Genomic DNA, 26,166 nt, shown 5'->3' with positions numbered 1-26,166 from the left:
GTATTTTATGGTTAGAAAAATTATGCTGTAATAACCGATTTAATCCATTATAAAGCTAAATCCTCCAGAAAACAAACTAGAGCTTAGTCCAGAGTCACGTTCATATTGTCTAAATCGAAGATCAATACTTTTTAAACCAAGTTTCCATATATGTAATTTTGCAAAGATATCTGTATAACTAATACCAAAACCATACTGATTCGCATCAAATCCAGACAAATCATAATCAGAGGTATAGAATTGCTGTGTAGATAGATGTTGATTAAACGGGGCAAAATAATCCGCTTTTGTTTGTGTATAAAAACGATATGAAGGGTACAGTGTAAATTTATCTGTAATTTTAATAGGTACTTCTATACTTGCAGTATGTGAGTTAATCCCCCAATCATCTGTATAATATCTATAAAATGTTCGTATTGTAAAAACTTCATTAATATAATAATGTAATCTTCCTCCCGCGGCTATTTTAAATCTAGAATCTGGTAATCTTTCTACATCATCACCGTATGTAAATTCTTCAATAATTACGTCGGCCACATCGGCAAATTGCACTCGTTGAAACGGTGTTGACAAAAGGCCTTCCTGTTGAATAAAATCCAATGCGAGGGATCCTTGTAATTTTTTAGACAAAATTTGTGAGAACCCAAATCCTACAGAATACGAATTACGAGATTCATCATCAAACTTTGTAAACGTAGGTTGATCCCTTAATTCTGTGGGATATATTGCTTTCCATGTATCCAGAAACACATTCGCTTTTACACTTAATTCTGTATTTTTCTCATTGAAAAGTCTAGAATAACTACCTCCAAAACCAACAGAAAAATAATCATACTCGGTTGCAACCGCTACATTGGCAGACCATACACTATTTCGATCATCACTACTATGACTATAACTTCCTGATATTGTTGTTAACACATCTTTTTTTGATGCTCCAGAAGAGGCAACAAATGGACTTGCAGTACCATTACCATCAAAAGGATTAACATTACTAGAAGAAGCTGATGAATATGCCGATATTCCTGCATCTATTGTCAATACATCATCATCATTTAATGGGATAGAAACAACTATTGTAGGTGTAAGATCAGTAAGCTCTTCTGTACCTACACCACCTGTCACCGCAGCATTATCTCCATCCTGAGTGTAATAACTCATCAAGAAATCTACTTCTGCAGATTCTAATACTCTTTTTTTGTATGTAGTGGTATCATCTTGTTGTTGCTCCTGTGCGGTTACAATCACTACCGACAATATTGCTATTATTAAGGGAATTTTTTTCAAGGATCTTTACTTTATAAAATTGTATAGTATATTTTAATATTCTTTATTAATATGGTTATTGGTCACTAATTACAACCACACCCTCCTCCGGTTTTTCCTCCATTTGCTCCAGCAGCAGATTCTCTATAGGCTTGGAAATTGGTTTCGAAGCGATCAATTTTTTTAAGAGCTAGCTCCATATCCGGATCATTGATTTGTACTTTTTCATATTCTTTTACAGCTACACATGAATTTAGAGAAAGTAGTAGTAATAAAAGTATTGGTATTAACTTGTTCATAAAGTACGTTTTATAAAGATTATCGTTATTGGTTATCTATCTTAATATGATCAGAGGTATAAATATTTCCTTGGTCATCAATGATGATACATTCAATCCCTGTTAATTGATTTATTCTATTTAAACCTATCTCAATCCCCATTACAAAAACAGAAGTTGCTAAAGCATCTGCCAACTCTGCTTTTGGAGCAAAAACTGTAGCACTTACTATACCAGTAGATGGATATCCTGTTCTGGGATCAATAATATGAGAATATCGCTTATCATTAAAAGTTACATATTTTTCATAATTCCCAGAGGTTACTACTGCTTTATCTATTACGGGTAATAATGCAAATGCATTATTTTTATTTAAAGGATTAGTAATTGCGACTTTCCACTCGCTTCCGTCGGGTTGTTTCCCCCAGGTATTCATATCTCCAGAGGCATTTATAATTCCGGCACTTACTTCTTTACTCATTAAAAGATCTTTGGCTCTATCTGCTGCATATCCTTTACCAATAGCTCCAAATCCTATTTTCATCCCTTTTTGTTTAAGAAATACGGTAGATTTTGCTTTATTCAAAATTATATTTTGATAACCCACCTTTGCCACCGACATCTTTATTTCTTCTTCAGAGGGCATTTTTTTCATGCTATTATCAAATTTCCAGATTCGATCCATCGAGGCATAACTAATATCGAATGCGCCATCTGTTAATTTAGATATCTGAACAGCTCTGTCTATTAAGTCGAAAAGTTCTACATCAACTTTCACCGGATTAATCCCGGCATTATCATTAATTAATGAAGTTTGAGAGTTCTTATCCCATGAAGAAATCAATTTTTCGATTCTCTGAATTTCTTCAACGGCAATATCGATATACTGATTAGCTGTAATTTTATCTTTATCGACAACAGTAATATCAAAACGACTTCCCATCAGTTTTAGAGTACGTTTATGTATTTGTTGCGAGAAACTACTACTTATTGTAGCTAAACATAAAAATGTAAGGAGAAGTCTCAAAATATTATTTGGTCATTGTACTTAGTATTTCTAAGTACGCATTTGGTGTTACTTTTTTATAACCGGTCTCCCCAATTTTTTTGCCATTTTTATCTAAAACAACAACTAATGGAAAACCTCCGCTTTTATTATATGTCTCTGCTAATGTTTTATTCTGGTTTTGAAGCGCTTCTGGTAATTGGTTTTTTTTCTTTCGGGGAAAATCTGCCTTTAGTAATACATAATGTTTTTTTGCATACTCCTGAAATTCCTTAGTATCTAGAATCTGTTTTTCCAATTTAATACATGGTGCACACCAATCTGAACCTGCAAATACTAAAATTATATTTTTATTATTCTCTTGTGCACTCTTTTTTGCTTCTTCAAAATCGGTCAACCATTCCTGGGCTCCTGCTAAATTAATTCCCAAAAACATCAGGAATATAACTGAAATAATCTTTTTCATATCAATGTAAATCTACTTTATAGTAACTGTTTAATTTGTTAATTAGTCCTTAAATTTTGTTTGAAGATCATAATACGTACTAAGTCTAAATAATCATTATTAAAAGAGCAATTATTATACCTAAGTGGTATCTATTTTTAATTATATACTACTATCTATAATTTTACTTCTATTTACTATACAGTTATATAGAAAAAATACCCCGCAATAAATAGTTGTTTTTTTAAACAAAAAGCCAAAATTACTCAAAAGTAATTTTGGCTTTTTGTTTAAAATTTTAGTCGTTGTATAATTAACTAAAAGAATAGTTACCTATAGTTTAGGACACCTTTTGCAATTGGTTTTTCCTTTCTTTTTATACTTTTTACAGCATTTTTTCTTTTTCCCTCCACAGGCTATTTCACAATTCATAGCCTGACAAGGAGAATATAATGATGGAGTACCTGAACTTTGCACTGATATAATTTTTATTAAATCTAAATAAGTGCAAAAATATAAAAAAAAGATTCCCGAAAAAAGAATCTCAATTTTATCTTTGTTAACTTATTAACAATTACTTAGCTTGTTGTGCAGCAACTTGAATAGTGTTAATATCTCTATCAAATAAATAATGACCAGATTTATCTTCACCAATAATTTTAAGTTTATCTAATAGTGTACGTGCTATTGCCTCTTCTTCTAATTGTTCTGCTACATACCATTGCATAAAATTATGTACATTATAATCTTTATGCTCCAGACATTCATATATAATATTATTAATTTTTTCTGTAACAAATTCTTCACTTTTCAAGAATGTTTCAAAAAGCTCCATCAACGATTCAAAATCATCTCTAGGTTTATCTATTGCAGGGATAACAGCATTACCACTTCGCTCATTAATAAACTTAACCAATTTGGTCATATGTACTCTTTCTTCTTCTGATTGCATATAAAAAAATTCTGCTATACCATTATACCCTCTGGTATCTGCCCAACTAGCCATCGAAAGATATTGTGCAGAAGCTTTTGCTTCATATTTTATTTGATCATTTAATAGTTGTTCTATTTCTTTTATCATGTTTATTTAGTATTGTTCGATAATATCGAACTAAAATACATAATTCTATTATAACAAGAAACTATTACATTACCCTCCTTTACAGGTTTCGGTAATTAATCTTCAAAAAAAGTTATACAGGTTTTAGATCTAAATCTAATCTCATCAAAATATGTCTCAAGCTGCTTTCTCAAAAGCAATGTAATTGACCAGTTTACCATGTTTATCATGAACTGGAAACCCTTTAATGAGACATATATAAGGAGTTTTATCTTTTTTGTAGTTTAAGATTGATACTTCAAAAGAGATTTCATTGTTTATAGCATTTCTTATTTTTGATGATGTCGTAGTACATGTATCTTCCCCTTGAAATATCTTTGGTGAATTACCTATAACTTCACTAGGTGAATATCCACTTAGTTTTTGAATATTTTGTGATGCATATACAATTTTAAGATTGGGATTCGTGATAACAATAACAGATTGTTCTTGGATAAATTCTTGGTAGTAATCTCTTGTAAAATTCCAGTTTTTGGTAATTTTTTTTAGTGCACTAAAATCTTCTTTAAAGCTTTCTAATACTGTATGATGCTCTCCATAGAACTCCCAAGAAACTAATGGTAATACGTGATTAGATGTTTTCTCATAATACTTTGCCACCATATTATCGTACCCAAAAAACTCATTCATTATACTATCTTTTTTCAAAAATATAGAATTAAACCCATATTTTTCTTTGAACAAAAGTTAATTCTAGGATTAAAACTTTAGTTTCTTTTCTGGCGAAGTTTTTTTATTTTTTTTGAAATAGTTGCCAAAATGCCAAGATAGCTCCCATACTAAAAGTGGCTGTCATCAATATCCCAGAGAATATTACTACATATTTCATCCAACTTATCCCTATCCACATAAAATAGATGCCTCCAAAAGTCAAAATAATTGACAAAAAAGGTTCTACCATTAAGAAGAGTTTTAGTTTTTTATGTATTGAAGTTACTGCTAGTATTCCTCCTAATAAGAAGAAGATAAATGACATAGATAAAATATGGGTATGAATAATGGTAAGCATTTCTCTTTCCCCTTTTTTAAATTTCATTACTTCTGCATCCTCATCATCTTCATTACCCAAATAGTTCTCTTCAATTCCATTGGGATCGGTAGTCGAAGTTTCATTAACAAACAGCAATCCGGTAAAATATCCTATACTTAAAACAATGATAAAAACTCCTATAAACAATTTTATCTCTTTAGGAAAAGTATGTATTAAACCGTGAAACTGCATCAAATTATTTGGTTTAAATGTAATGCTTTTATACTTTTTAACAAAGTATCTAAAGCTCTGGTCATGGATCTCACAGAGATTGTAGCTCCAGAAATTGCATCAATATCTCCAGGAAAATTAATTTGATCATCCATAGATTTCCCTATAAATTGTTTTAGCCAACGTTTGCTTCCTATCTCTCCTCCATATTCTTCTCTATAGATTAAAACTTTAGATTTCACTATAGAAAATTTTTCATCAAAAATTACCAGGTAATCAAAAGTAGCTGTCTTACTTGGCGCATTACCGATATACGCATAGCCTAATAAACTATCTGCGCTTACTATCTTTAACAGGTTATCTTTTCCAAACTCTGATTTTACAGTACTATTATCTGCATCAGAAATTTTTATAACCTCGGTAGAAAATTCTTCTGTACCAAAATAATTAGTAATTTCTTTATTTACCTTTTTCTCTATTTTTTTAGAGTGATTTGTAAATGAAGTTAATGTAAAAGTTACTACTAATAAAACAACAACAGACATTCTAATTTTCATCTTGCAAAAGTATTTAAAAACTCGTATTCATAAAGCAAAAAACAGGCCAAATTTATAAAGCGTTAAAACCTCATAGGTCTTGGCAAAACCTATGAGGTAAAAAACACTTTTCAATCATCAAATATTTAGAACCAAACTCCGATACCGAAGTTTAGTCGGTTCTTAACATCACCTCCGGATAAGGCATTATCTCTTAATTGATAATCTCCTTTTAGTACCACACCAGGGGTGATATGGTAACTTAATCCTGTGGTAATATCAGTACAGTTATATGCGTCATTTCGTTGTAAACTACCCGCAGTACTTGCATGAGTATCATATTGTTCATAACGTGCAAAAGCAAATAGTTTTTGTTTATTCATCATAGGTAATAGGTTAAATGCTCCTTCTACATACCATCCCATTAAGGCACTACCTAAATCTCTACCTGTTAATGAATTATAATCATCTGTATCAGAAAGTGATGCGTAAATAAATTGTCCTCTGGCAGTGAATCTTTGATATGCATATCTAGCATCAAAACCAACCATAGAAATACCAACATTAGCTCCATCCAAATCTTCTACATCGTCTTCTGCTTGTGTTTGACCAAAATATCCTGATAAACCTAAACGTAATCCAGGTAATCCATAATAATCTAATTTTGCTGAAAAAGTAGGGCTATCTACCGTAGATTGGATTGCTTTCTGGCGACCACTACGTAGTCCATTAGATCCTTTTAAAAATCCATTCACTCCTCCTTCTCCATCAGACTCTGTAGATTTGAATCCATTAAAAATATAAGCTTGGTATCCTAATGAGATATTATCAAATCTACCATTAACTCCTATACCTAGTTCTCTCCAGGTTGTAGGAACAATAGCATTATCAACAGCAGGACGCTCGGTACCATTAAAAGTAGTAGGCTCATGAAACTCATTGATAAGTCCCATAGGTACTAACATCAAACCACCTCTAAGGTTTACATTATCGGCAACGTTATAGTTAACAAAAGCTTGTTCTATAAAAACTTCTTCTACGTGTTCAAATTCTACTTCTGTTACGAATTGTATTTGATCATTAAATCGATACCCAAAAAGTAATACTAATCGTTGCACATCTAGTTCTCCATTATCTCCTTCAGGCTGGTTATATAGCATTTCTCCATATGCACCAACAGTTACTGCCTTACCAGAATTACCAGAAAGGATACGTTGTGCGGCGTTGATTTGTTTTTGAGGATCCAATTGTATAGAATCTTGCCTAGTCTGAGCAAAACCTATAAAAGTAATGGTTAATAATAGTAATGTTAATTTATTCTTCATCTCTTTATTTAGACTTATTACAAATAATTTGTTTATTTTGACCGCAAAGGTATTCATCAAAATGAATTTGACAAAGTTTATTTATACTAAATCTAAATTAATTTTAAATTTCAGTAAAGAAAGAAAATTACTACACTGATATTAAGCCTGATACAGGCTAATGATATAACGAAAATATTTTGGTAGCCTCATTATGAGAAGATTCAAAACTTAGCGTTCTGATATTCGTTTCGGCATTCACCGTTGTGAAATATGAGATCATACGCTCTGTAGGCATATTACCTGTTAATTCATCTTTTGCCATTGGACACCCTCCAAACCCCTGAATTGCTCCATCAAACCGTCTGCACCCCGCTTTATATGCAGAATCTACTTTCTCAAACCAGGTCGTTGGTGTGGTATGCAAATGTGCTCCAAATTCAATCTCTGGATAGGCTGGAATTAAATTCGAAAACAAATAATCAATAATTTCTGGTGTAGAAGTACCTACGGTATCTGATAACGAAAGAATTTTCACTCCCATCTCGCTCAGCTTTTCGGTCCACTCCCCTACTATTTCTACATTCCATGGATCTCCATAAGGATTACCGAATCCCATAGAAAGATAAGCCACTACTTTTTTATTTGCTTTATCAGCGATATGTAATATTTCTTGTAACGTAGCTACAGATTCTGCAATAGTCTTATGGGTATTTCTCATCTGGAAATTTTCTGAAATAGAAAAAGGGTATCCCAAATAATCAATAGCTTCGTGTTGTACTGCATCGTTAGCCCCACGTACATTAGCAATAATAGCCAACAATTTGCTTCTGGTATCAGAAAGGTCCAATTGCGATAAAACCTGGGCAGTATCTACCATTTGCGGTATCGCTTTTGGCGAAACAAAACTTCCAAAATCTATAGTATCAAAACCACATCTTAGTAAAGACTGAATGTATTGAACCTTTTTTTCGGTAGGGATAAATTCTTTTATACCCTGCATAGCATCACGGGGACATTCAATAATTTTTACGTTTTCGGTCATTTTAGAGTAGCAAACTAAGAAATATTCAATTGTGTGTATAAAAGTATGATTATTTTTTAAAATTTAAAGTGTTTCGACGTTACATGATATGAACACCCGACAAAAGGATTATAATAATTTAACTCAAATTGTGTATGAGAAAATCTTTTATGATATATGTAACATCAATTGGTTACAAATCTTATATCTATAAGTAATTGATTTATTTATAATTGCTATATTTAAAAAGTCAAATTAAAAACATGAGAAATTTCTTTCCTCTACTTTTTTTAATCCTCCAAATAAATTCTACCGCTCAATCGATTTCTACAAAGCCTATAGAAATTACTAGTAAAGACAGTATTTATATGCCTTTAGAAGAAGTAGCTCTTTACAAAGATTATTCTAAAGAACTTAATTTTAATCAAATTACACTCCAGCCATTTAAATCTATACTTCTTTTAGATTTTAAAAATTCTGAACCAAATGCTTTTTATTGGTATAAATTTAAAATAGATCTTAAAACAGATGCCAAAATATTATATTTTCTAACCTTTATTAGTGATGCTTCAGATTTTTATATACCTCTTAAAAAAAAAGGTTACAAAAAATATGAAACCGGGACATTTATTAAAAAAGGAAAGATTACTTATGATATTGAGCAGGCTTCATCACTTAGTTTATCTATAGATTCGATTGACTTTTCTAAACCTTTTTATTTTAATAAAAAACCAATCTCCAATGCCGGAAAATCAAGTATCAGAGAATCTTTTGGGATTATACTTGTTGACCATAAAAGTGTTGTTGGTGATATAATTAGAGAGGTTTCCGTAGCTAAACATCAAGAGTTTTATACGGGTGCTATATTCATTGCTTGCTTACTTTTTCTTGTAAGTTTTTTTATCTCTAGAGATAAAAACTTTTTGAACTATAGTATTTACTTATTTTTTGTGACCGCAATTTTTGCTCCAAATACTCCATTTACTTTTTCTGTATTGAACAGTATTCATCCTATGCTTTTTCATTATATAAAACAACTTAGCATTATTGGAGCTTCCTTTTTTTATTTTTATTTTGTTTACGGGATCTTAGAGTTTAAAATAGTCCATAAACGATTATATAAATTTTCTAACTATTTTTTATTCAGCATTATTCTTTTCGCTATTATTAACTTAATCATAACTATAGTTGATCCACATTTAAATTATCGTATTGGTATTTTCTTCACATTTAGAATATTTTTTGGTAGTACAGCATTAATTGTCTTTGTATATCTATTCTCTGTGAGAAAAGATTTGATATCAAGGGTTGTACTCATAAGTAGCTTTTTACTTATTATTGGGAATATTGCTTCTATAATTACAGGTAATGGTTTATACTTTTTAAATACTGTACTAATTGAGATTTTAATTTTTTCAGGAATTGTATCGTATAATAATAAAAGAAATGTTGAATATAGAATTAAAGGCCAGTATGAGCTGGATAATGAACGAAAAATAAAGACTGAACTTATACAACTAGACAAAGCAAAATCAAACTTCTTTGCTAACATATCACATGAGCTTAGAACTCCACTTACCTTAATATCTGGACCCATACAAAATAAATTAATGAATGAAGATCTTAGTGAAAAAGATCGGGTTGATTTTGAATTAGTTTTAAACAACAGCAACAGAATTTCTGATTTGGTCAATCAATTATTAGATATCTCCAAAATTGAAGCCGGTAGCATGACTTTATCTTTGCAAAAGGTAAAACCAATACAACAAATTAATGCTATCGTTAAAGATTTTGAGTATACAGCAAGTTTAAAAAACATTAATTTTCTAACGTATTTAAACAATCATGAAGAAGAAGGCTGGTTGGATCGGGATGCCTTATATAAAATTGTAACTAATTTAGTGTCGAATGCTATAAAATATACTCCAGAAAATGGTTCTATTATCTGCAATGCTCATATTAAAAAAAATAAACTCCTAGTTGATATAAAAAATACAGGAGAAGGCTTGACCAAAGAACAACAACAACTGGTTTTTAAACGTTTTTATCAAACTCATAGTTCTCAATCTGGCACAGGTATTGGGCTAGCTTTGGTTAATGAACTTGTAAAATTACACGAAGGAGTAATCACTGTGGATAGTAAACCAGAGGAATGGACAAGCTTCAGCTTTGCAATCTCCCTAGATAAAAAGGTCATAAAAAATGCTACAGTTATAGAAGAAAACTCAGTACCTATTACTCATTATCATACAATTCATGAAATTTCTGACACCACTACAACTGAGTTAGAATTGGGCAACAAAAATGATGAACTCCCTATTTTATTAATAGTTGAAGACAATACCGATTTAAATAAATTGCTTCAGGATAATTTTAAAGATCAATATCATATTATTAGTAGCAATAATGGAGAAGAAGGATGTGAACTGGCAATACAACACATTCCCGATATCATCATTTCTGATATTATGATGCCCAAAAAAGATGGAATTGAGCTTACTAACGAATTAAAGAATGATGAACGTACCAGTCATATTCCAATCATTTTATTAACTGCAAAAGCCGGTGAAGAAAATGAATTGTCAGGATTGCAAATAGGAGCTGATGAATACATGACCAAACCTTTTAATCAAAAAATACTGGCTGCCAAGGTTAATAATCTTTTGATGATTAGAAAAAAATTGCAATTGCGATATAGCCAGGAAGTATTTTTGACTCCAAAAGACATTACCATAACCCCTATGGATGAAAACTTCTTAAACAAAGTACAAAAGGTAATGGATGAACAATTGATAGAATCTTCTTTTAGTGTAGAAGAATTTAGTAAAGTCATAGGTATGAGTCGAATGCAACTACACAGAAAATTAAAGGCCTTAACTGGCTTAACATCTTCAGAATTTATTAGATCTCAACGTCTTAAATTGTCCGCACAACTACTCAAAAATTCTGATACAAATGTATCTCAGGTTGGATATGCTGTAGGTTTCAATGATCATTCTTATTTCACTAAATGCTTTAAAGAAATGTATCAATGTACTCCTTCTGAGTATGCTACTAAAGAGAGTAAATAATTCTTTTATCTTCTTATCACCTCTTAACAAACACCCCTAAAAACAAGGGGGAATCCCCCTATTCTCTTAATGTTACATAATTCATAGTCTTTGTTACATACCTCATAACGATCTCCTTTTACATATCCTAGTTTTACCATCAAGTCTAAAAACAAAGTTTGATTTATTGATTGATCATGCTGGCATGAATAAAAAAAGAAAAAGTTATAAAGGGCAACTCAATAGTTTTTCGACGAACAGCATACATCTAAATATAAATCATTTAGAAGACGGAACCTACACGTTAAAAATCATACATAAAAACAAAATAATTAAGGAAGTAAAATTTAAGAAGTAAGAGTATCATCTATCAAATTTCTGTTTTTGTTGAAAGCTTGATTTTTTCTAAAAAAATTATGAAAAATATTCATAATAGAGGTAACAATATTCTTTGTATAGTGATTTGAAGATGTAAAACTTTAAAAAGTAAAAAAATGAAAACAAAAGCTTTTAACACACTACTGTTAGCCATCCTTACGGTTATCCTTTTTTCATGTAACTCAGATGATGATGATAATAATACATCTTTCCGTGGAGGAGAACCTTCCTTAACCTTTACAGTACAGACCGAAGAAGATCAAATGGGTGAATTTGCAGAAGTTGCCATGGCAATTTTTGATGGGAAAATTTATGCTGCCGGAGGTTATAATTCATACGGTGGTTCTCAATTTCATTTCCTCTGGTCCAGTAATAATGGTATTAATTGGGGTACAATGCCTCTTTCTAGCACTACACCCTTAGGGAGCTTTGCAGCTTTTCGTACAGGAACTACATTAACAACGTTTAATGATCAGCTTTGGCTTATAGGTGGTAAAGACATTGCAGATGTTCCATATACGAATATATGGCATTCAACAGATGGGGAGTCCTGGAGTGAATTATCACCTCCTTTTGGAGCATTACTCACACACGAAACCTTGGTATATGACAGTAAAATGTATGTAACAAAAGGTAATCGTACAACTAACCAAACCGAGGTATGGTCAACAATAAATGGTTTAGACTGGATACAGGAAACCGATAATGCGTTCCCTGGAAGAGCAGGACAAAAAGGTATTGTTTTTAATAATGCAATGTATCTATTAGGAGGAGAAGATATAGCCGGTAACAAAGTAAATGAAATATGGACCAGTACCAATGGTAGTTCATGGGCAGAAGTTAACCCCGCTACTCTATTTTCTGAAAGGAATGCACATTCTGTAACAGTTTACAACGATAAAGTATGGGTTATTGCTGGTAAAGATAACCTTACCGAGTTTAACAACGAAATATGGTATTCATCAGATATGATGACCTGGACCAGATATGAAGGACCTAGACCCGCTCCTACAGAAGGCATCAATAGTCACACAGCATTAGTATTTAATGACGAGATATGGCTTTTTGGAGGCAATCAACCCGATGGTACAGGAGGTTCCCGAAGAACCGGTGAAATACGAAGCTTCAAAGAAGATTAAAAACTTCTTGATCAAAAAAATAAAGCCGAAGAATAGCATTTACTAAAATCTAAATCTCAAAAAATGAAAACATCAAAATCTATTTTATATACATTTTTATTATCGCTATCGATTACCATACTCTTGTCTTGCTCTAACGATGACAACAATCCTGGAATAGATCCAAATCAAGAAATCATATTAGCAACATTTGATTATTCTAATCTTAGTGTAAACAGTTTACCTAATATGATCATCGCCAACAATGCAGAAGGTGAACTATTAACCAGCGTAGAAACCAACAAAATACCAGGGATTTACACACTAACAGCAAAAGGATATGCCTCAAATAGTTTTATGCTTACTACCCTTTTAGAGACAGATAGTTACAAAAGTCTTTCTACAACCAAAGACGTACCTGTAGGCAGTAGTGCAATTGCTCCTAATCACCACCCCACTAGAAACGGTAGCATAAAATTTACGCTAAACTTAACTGGGGCTACACGCATCAGGCTTTCTGTTTATGGACTAAAAAACAGAACTGTTACCGATGGAACCGATCCCTTAACCGGTGCTCCTACCAAAACCTATGAATATAATAAAGAAGGTTCTGGTGATAAGATTTTCCTAAAAGTAAGGTATAAGCCAAATGATGTAGATCCCATAATTTATGCATATACATGGATCGATAATTATAAAGAAACTGAAAATAGAGATTTAAGTTTTGCAGATTTCACTATAGTACCCACAAGCACTATAACTATAAATGATACTTCAGATGATAATTACACTGACCTTTCTGCTATTTATGACACCAACAGATATGTTAATCTCGAAAGTAACTTTCCTCAACACTTGGAAATTACAGAAGGATTTGAGTATTACTTAACAGCATATGGAGCATCATACCCCGATGGAGTACACCATAGCAAAGCAATTAAAACTGATGTTTTACCTGAAACAGTATCCGTTAGAAAACCTGATTGGAATTTTTCGTACACTTCAACATCAAACATCCTTCAATTACAACCTTCTGGTGATTATTTATATACCAATATTGATACTCGAATTATAAATCCTGCCGCCAAAAATCTTTCTTGGAACATTACTATTCCAAATAATGGTGCTAATAAAGTAACACTTCCACAGTTACCAGAAAGTCTTTCTGATTATACCGATTATTTTGAAGATACGTCTCGTTTCGAAGATAATTATGTACGCATGATTAATTTATCTAATAACCTCAACTATGTAGATTATATACAAGATTCAATTGATAGAACATATAATCTGGCAGATCAAAATGGAGAATCAATTTCAATTAACATAAATCCATAAAACCATCATGACGCTTATCAAAAAAATGAAGTAACGATTAATAAAATAATCTATGAAAAATATCGCTTTTTTAATTGCAATACTGGCACTCACATCAGTTCATGCTCAGAACAACAATTGCAGTAAGTTTTATGCTAGTCAGGAAGGTAAAGAACTAATCATTCATCAATATGATAAAAAGGAACGTCTTTCTACTATAACCGAATTTAAGGTAACCGATGTAAAAAACACAGCTACTCAAAGTGTTATTACTATTGCCATGAATCTAAAAGATGGTAGAAACAATAAATCAATTGTCACCTCATCATTTAAAGCTCGTTGTTCGGGAAAAACGACTCGTTTAGATCCTGAATCTTTTATTGCTCCTGGTATACTTGATCAATATAATGACATGGAATATAGTATTCGGGGAGATGATATTTCTTTCCCTAATAGCTTAGCCATTGATCAGGAATTACCCAATGCATCTGTACACATGTCAGTAAATGCAGGAATCATGAACATAAACATGACTACCAATATGTTAAACAGAAAAGTAATTGCAAAAGAGCAAGTCACTACTCCTGCGGGGACTTTTGATTGCTATGTAATTACCTATACCAACGAGTTAACCATGGGAATGACCACGACACAACATTCTAAACAATGGATAGCAGAAGGTGTCGGTATGGTAAAAGAAGAAACACGCAAAGCAAACGGAAAACTAATCACAAAAAGCATTTTACATCAAATCAACTAAAATTAATTCATTATGAAAAAAGTAGCCACATTAATCGTATCATTCATTTTTATAGTTTCATCCCAGGCACAAGACTCTGGATTTGACGCCAAAACAAAGGGGAGTTTTATTGCTAACGGAAGTGTTAATGTTTATTTCACCACTCGAAAAAGAAATGATGACAAAGCAACCGCATTTACCACCAGAATAACGCCAAAAGTAGGATATTTTGTAATCGATAATCTTGCCGTGGGTCTCGAATTAGGTATCAACACAAACAAAGAAAAGCAAGATTCAGATTTTGGAGATATAGAAACGACCACTAATGGTTTTGGCATAGGACCTTTTGCCCGTTATTACCTACAAAACAACATCTATTTCGAAGGTCTTATTGGAATAGGAAGCTCTAAAACAACTACTGATGGAGGGTTGCTTGGCTCAACAGATATAAAATCAAATATTTTTGGATTTAGAGTTGGGGCTGGTTATGCTTTTTTTCTCGGAAATCATGTTGCCATCGAACCCAGTGTAAGTTATTCCTGGGAAGATATTAATCCCAATAATGCCCCATCTGGTTACAAAGAAAGTCTGTCCTCTATTTTTCTGGGTATTGGTATTTCTGCCTTCTTTTAAATATACCATATAAAAAACCTAATTATAAGAGTGATATCAATTCATTTGATAACAGACATAACAAAATGGCCAATAATGATTCTATACTAACACTTACAAAAATCAATAAAACTAATACGTATAAACAGATGAAAACAATAAAAAACAGTATAGTTATATTGCTAATACTAGTGCTAACAAGTTGTAGTAGTGATGATAATGGCAATACACCTCCAGTAGTACTACCAGTAGCAACTCTAAGTAGTATAAGCCCTATCAGTGGCCCAAAAACTACTATTGTAACCATCAACGGTAATAATTTTGGTGAAGATATCAGTAAGGTGCACGTATTTTTTAATGAAAAAGAAGGTACTACACAATCAGTAAATAATAACCAAATCAAGGCAATTGTGCCAGCCAGAGCATTTACAGGACAGGTAACCCTATCTGTAAATGGCACAACACTTACCGGCCCAGAATTCACCTATACTATTACCGAAGTAAATGTAAGCACTATAGCAGGTAGTACGCAAGGTTATGTAGATGGAACAGGTACCGTTGCCCAATTTAATAACCCTACAGGCATTACAGTAGATACAGATGGTAATCTATATGTTGTAGACATACAGAATCATAAAATTAGAAAGATCACAGCTCAAGGAGTAGTAAGTACCCTAGCTGGTAATACTCAAGGAAATGCAGATGGAACAGGTAGTATGGCTCAATTTAATTTCCCTACAGATATTACAATAGATACAGAAGGCAATCTATATGCGGCCGATACCTGGAACCACGCAATAAGAAAAATAACGCCTCAAGGAGTAGTAAGTACTATCGCAGGAAGTACTCCTGGTTTTGCTGATGGAATTGGTAGCATGGCTCAATTTAATTTTCCTTATGGGCTCGTAACAGATACTCTAGGAAATATATTTGTTGCCGATTCTGGGAACGATAAAATAAGAAAAATTACACCACAAGGAGTAGTAAGTACCATAGCAGGTAGTACTACAGGTTATACAGATGGAACTGGTGGTATGGCTCAATTCAATTTCCCTACAGGTATTGCAATAGATAAGAATGACACCCTATATATAGTAGAACGAGGTAATAATAAAGTCCGAAAAATCACGCCTCAAGGTGTAGTGAGCACTTTCGCAGGTAACACCTCTGGTTTTGCTGATGGCAATGGTACCGCGGCCCAATTTAACTCCCCTACAAGCATTATTATCGATACAGCTGGAGTTATCTACGTTGCTGATGCTGGGAATGACAAGATAAGAAAAATCACGCCTCAAGGTGTAGTAACTACTCTGGTAGGAAGTACCTCTGGTTTTGCAGATGGCACAACAGTATCTGCTCAATTTGATTCTCCATTTGATGTTACAATAGATACCGATAATCATCTTTATGTTTCCGATTCTAGAAATCATAAAATTCGAAAAATAACACAAGAATAAATACTCACTTAACATCGAAATAATGAAAACAATACAATTCATTTTACTCATTCTTGTTGCGGGTATTTGTATACGATGTAGTAATGATGATAATTCGAACACCATAGTACCAGAAACAAAAACAATTGATGGATCATGGGAACATACCAGTGGAATCATTCTGGATGGGTCCATAAAATTCATATCAATTGATAAAGAAAAAGGAATATTAATCATGCTATTCGAAAATGAGTTCGGTTTTAGAGGTATCAAACAGTATAATGTTACAATAGATGAAAATAACATCAATTTTTTAACTCCCACCGAAATCTCAGAATTTGGATATACTTTAGACAAAAATGAACTTAAAATCACTCTTCGCAACAATACTGCAACCTTCAAGAGATTAGACACTGATCTTAATTTGGATAACTGGGTCAAGACATTAACTATTTTGCAAAATGCAGTAGTACCTTTTAAAGATATTGATATCGCATTTGATGGGAGTTCAATTATAGGATATAGTGAAGAAGATAGAGGGATTATAAAAATAAACCCAGAAACATTAGCTATTGAATCAGTTATTGCAACAACACTAACTCCTAAAGCTGTAGAAATCGAAAAATCTGATACCAATCCACTTCTTTTTCAGGCGGATACCGGAAACATTTTTCGGGCATCGTTTTATAGTACCGGAGAAACATTCTATACCTCAATAGATAATGGAGGTTTTATAACAGGATTAGCATCAGAAAAACCTGGTTACATATGGGTTGCCACCAATAATAATGATTATATAAATCGCTATAAATCTAATGGTTCTTTAAATCCTGGGGAGATCTTACAACAAATTGATTTAGGGTTCTATTCTATTAATGGCCTTGATTTTCAAGGTGGGTATTTGTATGTCGCAGGTGGGCAGTATTTATACAAATGTCAAGTTATTCCGGAATTTGAGGTTATTGAGGCTTATAGAATACCTGGATATGCTATGAAAGGAATTGCTTTTGACGGTACTAACTTCTGGCTTAATGCCCAGGGAGAAGACAATGCTTTTCATTTATTAAAATCTGACTTGACATTATAGAATATAGGGGTCATTAAAAAACAATAAAGTAAGAACACATGAAAACTTTTTTTAAACACTTTAATATCATCATTTTAGTGCTTTTAACACTACTACTAGGCTGTAAAAATGATGATGATCGACCTATTGTACAATTTGAACTTGGGGAAATTACACTTTCTACGCCAACCACCGATGAAACTCTTTTTCGTATTGATGGAGAATTATCATGGGATGCTTTTGAGAGTAATGAATCTTTTGGCTATGATATTTACATAGGATTTGACGACAACAATATGAGTAAAATAGCCACCGTTACAACCACATCATACACTATAGAAACTCCTCTTGAAATTGGAGCTATTTATAAATGGAAAGTAACTGCAAATAATGGTGTAAGAGATATTGGTACATCTGCAATCAGGGCCTTTACCACAGAACATATCGCACCCAGGCTACTCACCGACAATGCCGCTTTTCCTAAGCGGGCATATTCAACTACAGTAGCTTTTAATGATAAATTATGGGTTATCGGCGGTCAAAATGAGACAGGAGATCCTTTGGGAGATGTTTGGTCAAGTTCTGATGGTATTACTTGGGTATTAGCACAAGATGCCCCTACGTTTGGTGCTATTCATCAACACTATGCTATCGTATTTAATGACAAATTATGGGTGTATGGAGGTGTGCGAGGAGCAATTGTATCTAGGGCAATTTATAGTTCTGAAGATGGTATTACCTGGACAGAGGAAGCTGAGATAACTCCATTTAACCAATATAATAATATGACTATGACCGTGTTTGATAACAAATTATGGCGTATTGCAGGTTACAATGGTAATGTTGCCGATCTTTCTAATGAGCGCCATGTCTACAGTTCTACCGATGGTCTTAATTGGATTTTGGAAACCAATAATCATGGTTTTGCAGTCAAATATGGGATGGGTATTGCAAATTTAAACAATACGTTATATGGTGTTTTAGAAAAAGGAGATCCAAGTAACCGAAGTGTAACTATACGAACAAGCACAGATGGAGCTACATGGGATGAACTATCAAATAACACAACGATAAACTTCTCATACAATCCAACACTTACTGTCTTAAACAATAGGCTTAATATAGTATCAGGCTCTAATCTTACTAATTATTATCAATCAAGAAACGGGATTGATTGGGAGCTCGCTACAAACAGAAGTACAATAACCGGAAAATTAAAATATGCTTTTGCAGTATTAAATGGAAAATTATATGCCGTAGCTGGTGGTTCTTCACCGGGCCTAGCAAACAATTCTGTTTGGATTCTTAATTAAACAGATCATTAAAACTTGAAATTATGAAAACAAAAAAATTAAAACTAAAGTATTTTCTTTTAATACTCATTACGCTATTAGCATTAGGTTGCTCTGATGGAGAAGACGGTGCCGTTGGGCCAGCTGGTCCACAAGGAGGGCAAGGTATTGCGGGGGACAACGGAACCAATGGACAGGATGGGAATGCAAATGTTCGATCTTTTACGTATGATCTCTCTACGGTATCAGGTTCATTTTATGACCAATCTATACCAGAATTAACACAAGAAGTAATTGACAATGATGCAATTTTGGGATACTTAAAATTAAATGGAAGCCCTCGTTTATACCCAATCCCAAATACTAACTTAACTCCACTAGGGATTGATATCAGGACCTTTATAGAATTGGAAAAATATTCTATGGATTTCTATAATAGAAATCTAAATACTGTCTTCTCTGTTACTGCTGGGCAACTCGACGAACTAAGAATAGTAATCATAGCATCAACAAATAGGAGCGGTAAGCAGGATGACATCCTATCCAAACTAAAAGAAGAAGGAGTTGATATCAATGATTACTATGCTGTAATGAAGCATTTCAATAAATAAAAACCGCTATTATTAAGTAGTAGTGTATTATAACTTACCCCATTAACACCCATTACCTAAATAAAAACCAAGGTATAAATAATGTCTTGGTTTTTTTGATTAGCAAATTGTGTCTTATATTATTTTCCGGGAAGAAGTAAAAATTACTCATAAGTCGGTTGATAATCAAGATGACCTGTCTGCCAAAAAGCAAATGAAAAGATATCTGCCATTTCTTCATTATATTTTTGATCAGAATCATTAACTCCGTGTCCTGAGTTAAAATCAACCTTTAAAAGAATTGGTTTTGGTGATCCGTTAAATTCCTGGAGTTTGGCAATAAATTTTCCTGGATCCCAAGCTACTACTCGTTGATCTTTTATACCCGTAAGGATTAATGTTGCCGGATATTCTCTTCCTTTTTTGAGGTGTTGATAAGCATCCATTTCGAGGAGTGCTTTAAACTCTATTGAATCTTTTATTGTCCCAAATTCTTTTACATTATTAGGGCCATTAACCTGAAATTCTGATCGTAATAAGTTAATTGACGGAACTACACCAATAGCTACACTAAATAAATCCGGGCGTTCTGTTATAGCTCTACCCACCATAATCCCACCTGCACTAATTCCATAAATTATAGTGTGATCTGATGATGTGAATTTCTCATTTATCATATATTCTGTACATGCAATTGCATCTTTCCAAGTATTTTTCTTTGTAGTTTTAAATCCTGCTTTGTGCCACGCATCTCCTTTTTCGCCACCACCACGAACATGAGAAACTGCCAGTACTCCCCCTTCGGATATCCATGTTAAAAAAGCAGTAGAGAAGAAAGGAGTATAAGAAGCTCCATACGACCCGTATCCTAATAGTATTGTAGGGTTTTTATTATTTAGCAATATGTCATTTTTGTAAATAATAGATAACGGAACTTTTTCTCCATCATAAGAAGAAACCTCTACCTCTTTAACTACTATATCATTATATTCCTCATAACTAACTGAAGGTGATAAATTAGCCTTTGTAAATGTCTTCTCTATTAGATTATACTTATACAATGTATAAGGAGAAGTCCATCCATGAGTAGAAACATAAAAATTCTCTCCATATGAAGCTACAAAACTTTTACCAGAAGCTATAGGTAATGTTATCTCTTTTTCAATACCATCATTAATAACAAATAACCTTGATTCTACGCCATTTTTTAATGTTGTAAAAAACAGTCCTTCTTTTCTATATTCAAAATCCAAAATGGACCTGTCTTTTTTTTCTTTGACCAGGATTTTTGGGTTTTCGAAATCAGGGTTTATAATTGATGTTTTGCAAATCCTAAAATTTGAAGCCCCTTTGGCAGTTAGATATATTATATCTTCGTTTTCAATAACAAATAATTTAATCTTATCTGTCTTTTTAAATAATGGTGACCATCGAATTTTTTGATTTTTTATATCCGTAGTTTTAGCATAAAAAGTATCTTCATATACATTTACACCTGCAATACTTGCAAATATATACTCCCCTTGGTTAGAGTGTCCCGAAACATAAGGGAAATCTTCGCTCTTTATATCTATTTCGGGGTTATTAGTTTTTGAAAATAGTTCTGTAGTCGTTTTCGGATCTGTTCCTATTTCATAATATACTGCAACAGTATTAAGATAAAAATTCTCATCATTTATATCTATGATAGGTAAATATTGATAAATAAATCCAGAGTTATCATAAAGCCAATGTATCCCATTTAATCCAGATGGGTCACAATTAGTTATTATTTTAGGCGAAATTGCTTTTGTGGCAACATCCATAACTATTATTTCAGAAACTTCTTCCCCTTCTTTAGACAGACTAATTGCTATCTTTTTTCTATCCCGGCTTGGTTTTATATAATTGATAATATATGAATACCCTAAATCAGGCTTGTACTCTTTGGGGTTATAGAGTAATATTTCTTTTTCAGCATCGTATGATTTTTTATGATATAACATAAATACATTTTCTCCTGAATTTTGTTTTAAAAAAAAATACTCCCCTGCCGATGTTATTCTAGAATTTTTAACTTTATAATCTCCTCTACTACTTGCTTTTTGTAATTTCTTTACTAAATCATGTTTTTTAGAAATTCTATTCAAAACGGTTTGTGTATACTCTTGTTGTTCATGAAACCAATTGATAACTGTAGAGTCTTTTAAGTTTTCAAGATTTCGATATGAGTCGATTATTGTCTCTCCAAAATATTCATCAACTATTTCTTTTTTAGGAGTTATTGGTGGGCCGCTAAGGGCCTTATTTTTATTTTGACAAGATACCAATATTATAAAAATTAGCGAGGGTAGTATTTTTTTACACATTACTTTATATCTCAAGGTTGACAATAGATAACACTATTATTTTTATGCGTTACATGGTGTATTAGTATTTGTTTCAGTAGGGCAATCGGGTCTATGGCTTCTTACCCCAGTGCCGTCATCAATGATTATAATATCCCTCCCTCCTCTGATCAAAGAAATGTTCTTAATTTTAGTGATCCGTAATTTTTTCATTTCCAATTTACTGTTACTTTTACTAGTTTTCATCATATTAGTTTTAAAAGTTGAGTGAATAAAAGTATAACTTTAATCAGCTGTTTAATAGCATTTTATATTCATTGTAGTCTTGTTTCCGGAAACCAGACCAAAATAAATAACGAAAAGTAAAGTAATTAGGCTTATCGTTGAATTAACCCGTGTATTCTTCCATTTTTTTTATAAAATAAGAAGGGTATAATCCGGTTTTTTTATGAAAATATTTTGAAAAAGCTTCTGTAGTATTAAAACCAATTTCATTGGCGATAGCCTTAATTGTGTAGTTTCTAAATTTTTTGTTTGTTTTAAGTTCCTGTATTACATATTCTAATCTTAAATCATTAATATAATTGGTAAAGTTCTTTTCTTTATATGTATTAATTATTCTTGAAATATATTTACTATTCGTTTTAAATTGTATTGCTAAGCTAGTTGTAGTAATATTAGGTTTAAGAAATTCTAAATTCTCTTCAAATTTTTGAATTTTATACAAAATATCTTCTTTAATATCATCTGATATTTTAAGAATTCTTTTTTTAGATTTTATCGAGATGTTATTATTATTCTTTTTTGTGCTGTCATCTTTTTCTTCTATCAATGCTTTAAAACGTTTTGAATATCGTTTTCTCCTCTGATATTGATAATAAAAAAGAGCACTTATAACAATAACGGCTACAATTAAAAACCAGATAAATCTTTTGAAATATGAGTTTTTACCATGTATAGATTCTATTAACTTTTCCTGTTCTGCTAAAAGTTGTGCCGTATCATATTTTTTTATCAGTTTTTCATTTACCAGTATATTATTTTGATGTAGAATACTATCAAACTTGAGTAATCTTTCTACATATAACAATTGATTTTTATAATCTTGATTTACTTTATAATAGTTAATAAGAAATGAATAGCTCTCTCTTACCTCCGGAGTTATATATCTTGTATTTTGAAATATAGAATCTATTTTTTTATAGAAATAATTTGCTTCACTTTTATTTGCTATAGACTCATTTATTCTTCCCAAATAGAAATATGCATTTACAGTATGCCTCTTATCCTCTAACTTGGACAAGTATGGTAATGACTCCTTTATATTAAATTCGGCTTTGACATACTCTTTCTTATAATAAAAGTTGACTCCTTGATTAAAAAGAAATCTATAGTAAAAGCCATTATTATACTGTTTAGATAAAGAAAACCCTCTTTTCAAATAGTAATCTGAAGAATCTATCATACTATTTTTGGTATACGTTTCTGCTAAGTCTACAATGATTTCCATATAGTCAAGAGTATCCCTAATCTTCATTTTTTCTTCATAATCAAGACATTCCTTAAAAATATCTAGGGCCTCTTGATGCTTACCCAATTTACTTTTTATAATTGCAATATTATGTTGAGTCAAATATTGAAAATCTGTATTCTTATTTTTTTTTGTGAATTTTAAGGCCATTAGATAATTATCTAATGCCCGCTCATAATCCCACTTATTTAAGTAAAACCCTCCTTTACTAGAATACGGAAAAGCAGGATAAAAAAGATGATTCTTATTTTCGCTTAGTTTGATGGATTCATCCAAATATTGTATTTTAACTTCATCATCTTCGACAAAATAATACAACAAACCGTAGGCTCTTGCCATTTTTATACTGTCTCCATCCTCTCTTGCTTTTTCAAGGTATGTCTTTAAATAAATCTGGGATTTTATTGTATCTCTACTAGTATTTCTATATTTCTTATAGATCTCGGCATAAGATCTATGTTTTAAGGAATCTGGAATTTCAAAACGTCTCTCGACTTGTTGTGAAAATGAAAAGTAAGTACTAAATAAAATAAATACTAGCTGTATTATTTGCGCTATTTTATTCATGTTATTCTATGTCGTGTAATATATCGTCTTTATGCTTTTAAGCAAACAGATTGATTTTAAAACTGATAAATCAATCAGAGATGTATAGAACAAAAATGAATTCATTTTTAATATTCTATAGGATACACAATCGCTATTTTGTTGGTTAATACATAGTAAATATACTATTTTCTTGTTTAGTTCCTATTTCTTTGCTGTTTTACCACATCATATGCTTAAAAAACTAACAACCAGACATTTACAAGAAACCACACAAAGTCTGATTTCCCGAATCACTACTCGCCATTCCCGAATACAGAGTTTAGTTTCTTGTTTTTAAGAGTGTTAGGCCACTATCTTTGGTTCAAGAAATTTATTCACACAATAATTATTAACCTATAGTAAAAAGGGGCATCATGACATTAAAACTTAATACTACACTTTGTCTTACTATACTATGTATTTCGATTGGTCTAAGTCAGAATAATATGGATAATCCAGAACTAAAAAAACTTTATATCGAGGATCAGGCAGATAGAAAAACAGAAAAAGCAGACTGGAAACTAATTTCAGAAAGAGATAGTCTACGCAGAAAAAGAGTTTATGAATTGCTCGATAGTGATAAAGTAAAAACCGCTAATGATTACTCTAATGCTGCCATGATTTTTCAGCATGGTAAAGATTCTATTGCTTTTGGAATGGCAGTGAAATTAATAAAAAAAGCAGTGTCGTTAGATACTACTAAAAGTAAATGGTTACTTGCTGCTGCTATAGATCGTGAGCTTATGAGTCGTGATCAACCTCAGATTTATGGAACTCAATTTGTTAGGAAAGGAAAAAAAGATTCATGGCAATTGTATAAGATGGATCCTACAAAAATATCTGATGAAGAGAGAATTGCTCATAAAGTAGAGACTCTTGCTCAACTCAAAGAGCGAGTAAAGCTGTTAAACAAAAAGCCAATCTCTGAAGTATTGGAAACAGAAATATCTATTGAAGAGTTCATACAATTCTGTAGGAGAGAAAAAACGCAAAAGGAAGAATCAAAATATAATCTTACCGAAGTAGCAATAAACAATTACGGGTACGAGCTTATGAAAAAAGACAAAAATAAAGAAGCTCTTGCCTTATTCAGACTAAATGTAGAGCTATATCCTAATGCATTTAACACATATGATAGTCTAGGAGAATGTTTATTAAAACTTGATAAGACAGAAGAAGGGTTATCGGCTTACAAGAAATCATTAGCATTAAATCCCGAGAATAAAAATGCCGAAAAAGTCATGAAAAGACTTAAAAAATCAGGGACTAAGTACTAGAGAAAATTTCAAATTCATAAAAGTAATATTATCATCTATTTCTTGTCAAAAACAAGAAACACTACTCCCCTTTGCTTTTAAACAAAAAAATGAAATACCAAAATTTAGAAAATATTTGTCGCGCAACAGATAGGCGGAATCCGAAAAGCCTTAATAGAGTAGGTACATCAATTTAAATATTTACACAATGAAAAAGTTTCAAAAAATTTCAGAAACAAAATTCAATCAAATTCCTGAAGATCAACTATCTAGTATTACTGGTGGAAGATTAGCAATTACACTTTGCGATATCCGTGATACTGAGTATACTGATGGATCTCAAAGAATGGATGCTGAAGTAGACCAAGAGTAATTCTGGTTTTACGGTTAGGTCATATACAGCTGACACAAACACACCGTTGTGTTGGCTGTATATCTTCAAAAAACCTAATTTTTATTGTAAAAGCCTATAACAATCAAAAAATAATGATAATGAAAAAGTTTCAAAAAATAAACCTAGAAAAATTTAATCCAATATCCGAAGACAAATTAAGAAGTATAACCGGAGGAAGTAAAGAAATAGAACTGTGTAACATTAGAGATAGTGTGCAAGGAGATGGCTCAACCGACATTGATGCTGAGATAGATAGTGAATAAATCTTCAAGAAGAAGATTACAACTATCCT

At 32.1% G+C, this 26,166-nt stretch carries 24 protein-coding genes; 12 read left to right on the top strand and 12 right to left on the bottom strand.

The window, feature by feature from the left end:
* Positions 1-39: 39 nt before the first annotated feature.
* From AAFU52_RS15310 to AAFU52_RS15265, 10 genes are all read right to left on the bottom strand, one after another.
* The gene (locus AAFU52_RS15310) at positions 40-1,287 is read right to left on the bottom strand and encodes a DUF3570 domain-containing protein (RefSeq protein ID WP_035090524.1); all 1,248 of its coding nucleotides are present in this window, start codon (positions 1,285-1,287) and stop codon (positions 40-42) included.
* Positions 1,288-1,352: 65 nt separating this feature from the next.
* Complete coding sequence (locus AAFU52_RS15305; protein WP_024768786.1) at positions 1,353-1,565, bottom strand: DUF4266 domain-containing protein; 213 nt, start codon at positions 1,563-1,565, stop codon at positions 1,353-1,355.
* A 25-nt stretch (positions 1,566-1,590) separates the two neighbouring features.
* Entirely contained in the window at positions 1,591-2,571 is a 981-nt protein-coding gene (locus AAFU52_RS15300; protein ID WP_438422483.1) for an FAD:protein FMN transferase, read from the bottom strand.
* 4 nt (positions 2,572-2,575) lie between these two features.
* Entirely contained in the window at positions 2,576-3,016 is a 441-nt protein-coding gene (locus AAFU52_RS15295; protein WP_438422482.1) for a thioredoxin family protein, read from the bottom strand.
* 553 nt (positions 3,017-3,569) lie between these two features.
* The gene (locus tag AAFU52_RS15290) at positions 3,570-4,076 is read right to left on the bottom strand and encodes a ferritin (RefSeq protein WP_438422481.1); all 507 of its coding nucleotides are present in this window, start codon (positions 4,074-4,076) and stop codon (positions 3,570-3,572) included.
* Positions 4,077-4,232: 156 nt separating this feature from the next.
* On the bottom strand, positions 4,233-4,745 hold the full coding sequence (locus tag AAFU52_RS15285) for a PAS domain-containing protein (protein ID WP_438422480.1): 513 nt from the start codon (positions 4,743-4,745) through the stop codon (positions 4,233-4,235).
* 103 nt (positions 4,746-4,848) lie between these two features.
* Positions 4,849-5,337, bottom strand: a complete 489-nt coding sequence (locus AAFU52_RS15280) for a hypothetical protein (protein WP_024768792.1) — start codon at positions 5,335-5,337, stop codon at positions 4,849-4,851.
* Positions 5,337-5,873: an FMN-binding protein gene (locus AAFU52_RS15275; protein WP_438422479.1), complete on the bottom strand. Its 537-nt coding sequence runs from the start codon at positions 5,871-5,873 to the stop codon at positions 5,337-5,339. The genes AAFU52_RS15280 and AAFU52_RS15275 overlap by 1 nt, the downstream gene beginning before the upstream one ends.
* Positions 5,874-5,998: 125 nt before the next feature.
* On the bottom strand, positions 5,999-7,177 hold the full coding sequence (locus tag AAFU52_RS15270; RefSeq protein ID WP_438422478.1) for a porin: 1,179 nt from the start codon (positions 7,175-7,177) through the stop codon (positions 5,999-6,001).
* 157 nt (positions 7,178-7,334) lie between these two features.
* Entirely contained in the window at positions 7,335-8,201 is an 867-nt protein-coding gene (locus AAFU52_RS15265; protein ID WP_438422477.1) for a hydroxymethylglutaryl-CoA lyase, read from the bottom strand.
* Positions 8,202-8,443: 242 nt separating this feature from the next.
* Between AAFU52_RS15265 and AAFU52_RS15260 the strand changes: the two genes are divergently transcribed.
* From AAFU52_RS15260 to AAFU52_RS15220, 9 genes are all read left to right on the top strand, one after another.
* Entirely contained in the window at positions 8,444-11,251 is a 2,808-nt protein-coding gene (locus AAFU52_RS15260) for an ATP-binding protein (RefSeq protein WP_438422476.1), read from the top strand.
* A gap of 473 nt (positions 11,252-11,724) precedes the next feature.
* Positions 11,725-12,747 (top strand): Kelch repeat-containing protein, encoded by a 1,023-nt coding sequence (locus AAFU52_RS15255; protein WP_438422475.1) that lies wholly within the window; start codon positions 11,725-11,727, stop codon positions 12,745-12,747.
* 63 nt (positions 12,748-12,810) lie between these two features.
* Positions 12,811-14,064 (top strand): hypothetical protein, encoded by a 1,254-nt coding sequence (locus AAFU52_RS15250; protein WP_438422474.1) that lies wholly within the window; start codon positions 12,811-12,813, stop codon positions 14,062-14,064.
* 52 nt (positions 14,065-14,116) lie between these two features.
* Entirely contained in the window at positions 14,117-14,803 is a 687-nt protein-coding gene (locus AAFU52_RS15245; RefSeq protein ID WP_438422473.1) for a TapB family protein, read from the top strand.
* A gap of 12 nt (positions 14,804-14,815) precedes the next feature.
* Positions 14,816-15,415 (top strand): autotransporter outer membrane beta-barrel domain-containing protein, encoded by a 600-nt coding sequence (locus AAFU52_RS15240; protein WP_438422472.1) that lies wholly within the window; start codon positions 14,816-14,818, stop codon positions 15,413-15,415.
* A gap of 128 nt (positions 15,416-15,543) precedes the next feature.
* The gene (locus AAFU52_RS15235) at positions 15,544-16,851 is read left to right on the top strand and encodes an IPT/TIG domain-containing protein (RefSeq protein ID WP_438422471.1); all 1,308 of its coding nucleotides are present in this window, start codon (positions 15,544-15,546) and stop codon (positions 16,849-16,851) included.
* 22 nt (positions 16,852-16,873) lie between these two features.
* Positions 16,874-17,917: a hypothetical protein gene (locus tag AAFU52_RS15230; RefSeq protein WP_438422470.1), complete on the top strand. Its 1,044-nt coding sequence runs from the start codon at positions 16,874-16,876 to the stop codon at positions 17,915-17,917.
* 38 nt (positions 17,918-17,955) lie between these two features.
* Positions 17,956-19,209, top strand: a complete 1,254-nt coding sequence (locus AAFU52_RS15225; protein WP_438422469.1) for a kelch repeat-containing protein — start codon at positions 17,956-17,958, stop codon at positions 19,207-19,209.
* Between the two features lie 23 nt (positions 19,210-19,232).
* Complete coding sequence (locus AAFU52_RS15220; protein ID WP_438422468.1) at positions 19,233-19,799, top strand: hypothetical protein; 567 nt, start codon at positions 19,233-19,235, stop codon at positions 19,797-19,799.
* A 143-nt stretch (positions 19,800-19,942) separates the two neighbouring features.
* Here AAFU52_RS15220 and AAFU52_RS15215 read toward each other — a convergent pair whose 3' ends face one another.
* Together AAFU52_RS15215 and AAFU52_RS15210 are read right to left on the bottom strand one after the other, a co-directional pair.
* Positions 19,943-22,087 carry a prolyl oligopeptidase family serine peptidase gene (locus AAFU52_RS15215; RefSeq protein WP_438422467.1) on the bottom strand — a complete coding sequence of 715 codons (2,145 nt, stop codon included), beginning with the start codon at positions 22,085-22,087 and terminating at the stop codon, positions 19,943-19,945.
* Positions 22,088-22,493: 406 nt separating this feature from the next.
* Entirely contained in the window at positions 22,494-24,203 is a 1,710-nt protein-coding gene (locus AAFU52_RS15210) for a helix-turn-helix domain-containing protein (RefSeq protein ID WP_438422466.1), read from the bottom strand.
* Between the two features lie 395 nt (positions 24,204-24,598).
* Between AAFU52_RS15210 and AAFU52_RS15205 the strand changes: the two genes are divergently transcribed.
* The 3 genes from AAFU52_RS15205 (at position 24,599) to AAFU52_RS15195 (ending at position 26,137) form a co-directional block, all read left to right on the top strand.
* A complete protein-coding gene (locus AAFU52_RS15205) occupies positions 24,599-25,501 on the top strand; it encodes a tetratricopeptide repeat protein (protein ID WP_438422465.1) in 903 nt (300 codons plus the stop codon).
* Between the two features lie 187 nt (positions 25,502-25,688).
* Entirely contained in the window at positions 25,689-25,853 is a 165-nt protein-coding gene (locus tag AAFU52_RS15200) for a hypothetical protein (protein ID WP_160112159.1), read from the top strand.
* A gap of 119 nt (positions 25,854-25,972) precedes the next feature.
* Entirely contained in the window at positions 25,973-26,137 is a 165-nt protein-coding gene (locus AAFU52_RS15195) for a hypothetical protein (protein WP_438422464.1), read from the top strand.
* Positions 26,138-26,166 lie beyond the last annotated feature (29 nt).

The organism is Aquimarina macrocephali (genome assembly GCF_051627225.1).
Taxonomy (GTDB): Bacteria; Bacteroidota; Bacteroidia; order Flavobacteriales; family Flavobacteriaceae; genus Aquimarina; species Aquimarina macrocephali.
Note: the sequence above shows the minus strand (reverse complement) of the source record. Positions and strands in the feature narration are given on the sequence as shown.

Coding starts and splice junctions, on each gene's coding strand:
- AAFU52_RS15305 (WP_024768786.1), bottom strand. CDS start 1,565: ATGAACAAGTTAATACCAATACTTTTATTACTACTACTTTCTCTAAAT.
- AAFU52_RS15295 (WP_438422482.1), bottom strand. CDS start 3,016: ATGAAAAAGATTATTTCAGTTATATTCCTGATGTTTTTGGGAATTAAT.
- AAFU52_RS15290 (WP_438422481.1), bottom strand. CDS start 4,076: ATGATAAAAGAAATAGAACAACTATTAAATGATCAAATAAAATATGAA.
- AAFU52_RS15285 (WP_438422480.1), bottom strand. CDS start 4,745: ATGAATGAGTTTTTTGGGTACGATAATATGGTGGCAAAGTATTATGAG.
- AAFU52_RS15280 (WP_024768792.1), bottom strand. CDS start 5,337: ATGCAGTTTCACGGTTTAATACATACTTTTCCTAAAGAGATAAAATTG.
- AAFU52_RS15275 (WP_438422479.1), bottom strand. CDS start 5,873: ATGAAAATTAGAATGTCTGTTGTTGTTTTATTAGTAGTAACTTTTACA.
- AAFU52_RS15270 (WP_438422478.1), bottom strand. CDS start 7,177: ATGAAGAATAAATTAACATTACTATTATTAACCATTACTTTTATAGGT.
- AAFU52_RS15265 (WP_438422477.1), bottom strand. CDS start 8,201: ATGACCGAAAACGTAAAAATTATTGAATGTCCCCGTGATGCTATGCAG.
- AAFU52_RS15260 (WP_438422476.1), top strand. CDS start 8,444: ATGAGAAATTTCTTTCCTCTACTTTTTTTAATCCTCCAAATAAATTCT.
- AAFU52_RS15255 (WP_438422475.1), top strand. CDS start 11,725: ATGAAAACAAAAGCTTTTAACACACTACTGTTAGCCATCCTTACGGTT.
- AAFU52_RS15250 (WP_438422474.1), top strand. CDS start 12,811: ATGAAAACATCAAAATCTATTTTATATACATTTTTATTATCGCTATCG.
- AAFU52_RS15245 (WP_438422473.1), top strand. CDS start 14,117: ATGAAAAATATCGCTTTTTTAATTGCAATACTGGCACTCACATCAGTT.
- AAFU52_RS15240 (WP_438422472.1), top strand. CDS start 14,816: ATGAAAAAAGTAGCCACATTAATCGTATCATTCATTTTTATAGTTTCA.
- AAFU52_RS15235 (WP_438422471.1), top strand. CDS start 15,544: ATGAAAACAATAAAAAACAGTATAGTTATATTGCTAATACTAGTGCTA.
- AAFU52_RS15230 (WP_438422470.1), top strand. CDS start 16,874: ATGAAAACAATACAATTCATTTTACTCATTCTTGTTGCGGGTATTTGT.
- AAFU52_RS15225 (WP_438422469.1), top strand. CDS start 17,956: ATGAAAACTTTTTTTAAACACTTTAATATCATCATTTTAGTGCTTTTA.
- AAFU52_RS15220 (WP_438422468.1), top strand. CDS start 19,233: ATGAAAACAAAAAAATTAAAACTAAAGTATTTTCTTTTAATACTCATT.
- AAFU52_RS15210 (WP_438422466.1), bottom strand. CDS start 24,203: ATGAATAAAATAGCGCAAATAATACAGCTAGTATTTATTTTATTTAGT.
- AAFU52_RS15205 (WP_438422465.1), top strand. CDS start 24,599: ATGACATTAAAACTTAATACTACACTTTGTCTTACTATACTATGTATT.
- AAFU52_RS15200 (WP_160112159.1), top strand. CDS start 25,689: ATGAAAAAGTTTCAAAAAATTTCAGAAACAAAATTCAATCAAATTCCT.
- AAFU52_RS15195 (WP_438422464.1), top strand. CDS start 25,973: ATGAAAAAGTTTCAAAAAATAAACCTAGAAAAATTTAATCCAATATCC.